Origin of the sequence: Microbacterium sp. (genome assembly GCF_047971895.1) — a bacterium.
In the GTDB taxonomy this organism is placed as follows: domain Bacteria; phylum Actinomycetota; class Actinomycetes; order Actinomycetales; family Microbacteriaceae; genus Microbacterium.
Window position 1 is genome coordinate 1 of record NZ_JBKEAF010000113.1, and the last position, 4,541, is coordinate 4,541.

The following is a 4,541-nucleotide window of genomic DNA, read 5'->3' on the forward strand; positions in this document are numbered from 1 at the left end:
GAAGCTCGTGCACGGCGGCCTCCGTTACCTGGCGTCGGGGCAGTTCGGCATCGCGCACGAGAGCGCCGCCGAACGGCACGTGCTCATGACGCGCACGGCGCCGCACCTGACTCGGCCCCTGGCGCAGGGCCTGCCGCTGTTCGCTCCGGGGCATCGATACCGCGGCGCCTACGTCGGCGCCGGCTATCTGCTGGGCGATGCGCTGCGCCGTGTCGTGGGCACACCGGGCCGTGTGTTGCCGCCTCCGGGGGTGATCGGCGCCGACGAGGTGCTGCGCGTCGCGCCCGCGGTGCGCGGCGACGGACTGCGCGGTGCGATCCGCGGATGGGACGGCCGGCTCGTCGACGACGCGCGGCTCGTGGTGGCGGTCGCCCGCACGGCCGCCGGGTTCGGTGCGCGCGTGCTCACGCGCGTCGCCGCCGTCGACGTCACTGGGAACGGAGCGACGCTGCGCGACGAGTTGACCGGTCAGACGCTCGCCGTGCGTGCCCGGGCGGTGCTCAACGCCGCTGGCGTGTGGGCGGGGCAGGTCGATGCGAGCGTACGGCTGCGACCCAGCAGGGGGACGCATCTGGTGCTCGACGCGGCGCGCTTCGGCGGATCGGACGTCTCGCTCACCGTGCCGCTGCCGGGATCGCGCAGCCGTATGGTGTTCACCCTTCCCGCGCCGCACGGCCGCGTATACGCGGGGCTCACCGACGTACCCGTGGATGGCCCGGTGCCCGATGTCGCCGAGGCCTCGGAGGAGGAGATCACGATGCTCCTCGACACGGTGAGCCTCGCGCTGGAGGAGCCGCTCGGCCGCAGCGACGTGCTCGGGTCGTTCGCGGGGCTGCGTCCGCTGCTCGTGCCCGAAGGAGACGCCGGGGGTGCGACCTCCGACATCTCGCGCCAGCACGCGATCCTCGAGTCCGCATCGGGCGTCTTCAGCGTGGTGGGGGGCAAGCTCACCACGTATCGCCGTATGGCCCAGGACGGGGTCGATGCGGCCATCGCCGGCCGGGGGCTGGTGGCCCCGGCATCCCGCACCCGCGACCTGGGGCTTGTCGGCGCCTGGCCGCGCGCGCGTCTGGCGACCCTCTCCGCCCCGGCGCGGTACGTGCGCCGCTACGGCACCGAGGCGTCCGCCGTCGCCGCCCTTCCCGGCGGCATCGACGCAGCGCACGGAGTCACTGCGCAGGAGCTCGCGTGGGGCGTCATCGCCGAGGGTGCGCTGACCATCGACGACCTGCTCGACCGCCGCACGCGGCTGGGCCTCGTGGCCGGCGACCGCGCGGCATCCATCGCGGCGGCCGAGGCTGCCCTCGACGCCGCGCCCAGCCCGTCCAGTCCGCCGCGTCGATGACGCAGAAGCGGTTGCCCTCCGGCTTTCCATGCTGAGATCGACCACGTGGGCTCGACGGCAGTGGTGGACCTGATCCGAAGCCCGTCATCTTGCTCGCACCCTCGGGCACGATCGAGCGGCGCACAACGCAGGAGAGCGCGCCTTCATCACTGAAGTGGTCTCTGCCGACACCGGGTGACGGCGTCACCGCGCAGAGCTGATCGATCCAGCCGACATGATCGACGTGGACCCCACGGAATGGGTGCTGCCGCCCGGCGATCCCCAGGCGGCGGAGCACCGCACGGTGTGGCTCACCGGCGGGGACGACGGAATGTCAACCCCCACCGTGCACGGACCGACCGCCCGGCTGCATGCCGCTATGGCCCGATCACAGCACGAGAGGCACCCCGACACGGGTGCCGAACACTGGGTCAGTCCCACTGGCCACACCGTCGATCTTGACCTGCCGCAGTTCTAGACCGGCCGCAACGCGACATCAACCGTCGCACGGGATCAATCACCGCGTACGGCGCGTCCCTACCGCGCGAGCGCTTGCTCCAGGATCTCAGCGCTCTCGGCGGCGTGCACCTTCGGCGACCCGGTCGCCGGCGATGCCGCGGCCGGACGCGACACGCAGCGGATCGCACGGCCGGGCAGATGCGGAACGACCTCGAGTGCGATGAACGGCCATGCACCCTGGTTCTCGGGCTCGTCCTGCACCCACACGAGCTCGGCATTCGGGTACGTCTCGATGACGGCACGCAACTCGTCGACCGGTGCCGGGTAGAACTGCTCGAGGCGCACGAGCGCGATCCCGGGGTTCGGGTTCTTGTCGAGCTCGGCCCGCAGGTCCCAGTGGATCTTGCCCGAGTGCAGCAGCACGCGCGTCACGGCGCTCTTGTCGACACCGCGATCGTCATCGAGCACCGGCTCGAAGCGGCCGCTCGTGAAGTCCTCGACCGCGCTGGTCGCCCCGCGCAGCCGCAGCATCGCCTTCGGGGTGAACACGACGAGGGGGCGCCGCGGCCGGGTGTATGCCTGGCGGCGCAGCAGGTGGAAATAGGATGCCGGGGTCGACGGCCGCGCCACGATGATGTTGTCCTGCGCGCACAGCTGCAGGTAGCGCTCGATGCGCGCCGACGAGTGGTCGGGTCCCTGGCCCTCATACCCGTGGGGGAGCAGCAGCACGACGCTCGACTGCTGGCCCCACTTCTGATCGGCTGCCGAGATGTACTCGTCGATGACCGACTGCGCGCCGTTGGCGAAGTCGCCGAACTGCGCCTCCCACAGCACAAGCGCGTCGGACCGCTCGACCGAATAGCCGTACTCGAACGCCATGGTCGCGTACTCGCTGAGCAGCGAGTTGTACACCCAGAACCGACCCTGGGTCTCGCTGAGGTTGGTCAGCGGGATCCATTCCTGGCCGTTCGTACGATCGTGCAGCACCGAGTGGCGCTGCACGAACGTGCCGCGCTGGGAGTCCTGGCCGGCCAGGCGCACGGGGGTGCCCTCCAGCAGCAGCGAACCGAACGCGAGCAGTTCGCCGAACGCCCAGTCGATGTTGCCGTTGCGGCTCATGTCGAGGCGCTTCTCGAGCAGCTGCTGCAGCTTCGTGTGCACCGTGAACCCCTCGGGCCTATTGGTGAACGCGTCGCCGATCTTCTCGACGATCCCGCGAGACACGCCCGTGGTCTCCAGCTCGCCCGGCTGCCGTTCCTCCTGCGCTGCGGCCAGCGCCGCCTGGTCGACGACCTCGTTCGCGCCGGTCTCGGCTTCATGGGTCTCGGTGAAGGCGATCTCGAGTCGGCCCTGGAAATCCTGCTTCGCCTTCTCGTACTCCTCCTCGGTGATGTCGCCGCGACCCACGAGCGCCTCGGTGTACAGGCGGCGCACCGAGCGCTTCGCCTCGATGAGGCTCGTCATCAGCGGCTGCGTCATCGACGGGTCATCGCCCTCGTTGTGGCCGCGGCGGCGGTAGCAGACGAGATCGATGACGATGTCGCGATGAAACTGCTCGCGGTAGCGGAACGCCACCTCGGCCACGTGCACGACGGCCTCGGGGTCGTCGCCGTTGACGTGCAGGATCGGCGCCTGGATCGTCTTGGCGACGTCGGTCGCGTACACCGAGGTGTGCCCGTCCTGTGGGGTCGTCGTGAAGCCGACCTGGTTGTTCACGACGACGTGGATGGTGCCGCCCGTGCGGTAGCCCCGCAGCTGCGACATCTGAAGCGTCTCGACGACGACGCCCTGCCCGGCGAACGCGGCATCGCCGTGCACGAGGATCGGCAGATACGAGAACGAGCCGATCGGCTTGCGGTCCTGCTTGGCGCGCACGATGCCCTCGAGCACGCCGTCGACGGTCTCGAGGTGCGACGGGTTGGCCGCGAGGTGCACGGGCAGCGACTCACCGCCCTCGGCCACGAACGTGCCGTCGGTGCCGAGGTGGTACTTGACGTCCCCCGAGCCGCTCTTGTTGCCCACGGCGACCGAGCCTTCGAACTCACGGAACACCTGGCCGTAGGTCTTGCCGGCGATATTCGTGAGCACGTTGAGGCGGCCACGGTGCGCCATCCCGATCGCGGCGCCGTCGAGGCCCGCCTCGGCAGCACCCTTGAGGATCTGATCGAGCAGCGGCGTCAGCGACTCGCCGCCCTCGAGCGAGAAGCGCTTCTGACCGACGAACTTCGTCTGCAGGAACGTCTCGAACGCCTCGGCCTGGTTCAGCTTGCTGAGGATGCGCAGCTGCTCGGCGTGCGTCGGCTTCTGGTATTTGACCTCGAGGTTCTCCTGGAACCACTTGCGCTGTACCGGGTCCTGGATGTGCATGTACTCGATGCCGATCGTGCGGCAGTACGAATCGCGCAGCACCCCGAGGATGTCGCGCAGTTTCATGATCCGCTTGCCGCCGAACCCGCCGGTGACGAACTCACGGTCGAGATCCCAGAACGTCAGTCCGTGCTGTTCGATCTCCAGGTCGGGGTGCGTGCGCTGCACATACTCGAGCGGGTCGATGTCGGCCATCAGGTGACCGCGTACCCGGAAGGAGTTGATCAGCTCCTGCACACGCGCCGTCTTGTCGACGCGCTCGGCGAGGTCGACATTGATGTCGCTGGCCCAGTGGATCGGCGCGTACGGAATGCGCAGCGCCGCGAAGATGCCCTCGTAGAAACCGCGTTCGCCGATCAGGAACTCGTGCACGATCTTGAGGAACTCGCCC

At 69.5% G+C, this 4,541-nt stretch carries 3 protein-coding genes; 2 read left to right on the forward strand and 1 reads right to left on the reverse strand.

Going from position 1 to position 4,541, the window contains the following annotated elements; translation table 11 throughout:
* Together ACK5IN_RS09040 and ACK5IN_RS09045 are read left to right on the forward strand one after the other, a co-directional pair.
* Positions 1-1,345 (forward strand): glycerol-3-phosphate dehydrogenase/oxidase (locus ACK5IN_RS09040; protein WP_416895861.1); only part of this gene is annotated, 1,345 nt, incomplete at its 5' end.
* A gap of 214 nt (positions 1,346-1,559) precedes the next feature.
* The gene (locus tag ACK5IN_RS09045) at positions 1,560-1,802 is read left to right on the forward strand and encodes a hypothetical protein (protein WP_416895862.1); all 243 of its coding nucleotides are present in this window, start codon (positions 1,560-1,562) and stop codon (positions 1,800-1,802) included.
* Positions 1,803-1,861: 59 nt separating this feature from the next.
* Here the strand turns inward: ACK5IN_RS09045 and ACK5IN_RS09050 are convergent.
* On the reverse strand, positions 1,862-4,541 hold a 2,680-nt coding region (locus ACK5IN_RS09050; protein WP_416895863.1), incomplete at its 5' end, for a multifunctional oxoglutarate decarboxylase/oxoglutarate dehydrogenase thiamine pyrophosphate-binding subunit/dihydrolipoyllysine-residue succinyltransferase subunit.

Excerpts from the sequence above, each read along its gene's own strand:
- ACK5IN_RS09045 (WP_416895862.1), top strand. The coding sequence starts at position 1,560 with ATGATCGACGTGGACCCCACGGAATGGGTGCTGCCGCCCGGCGATCCC.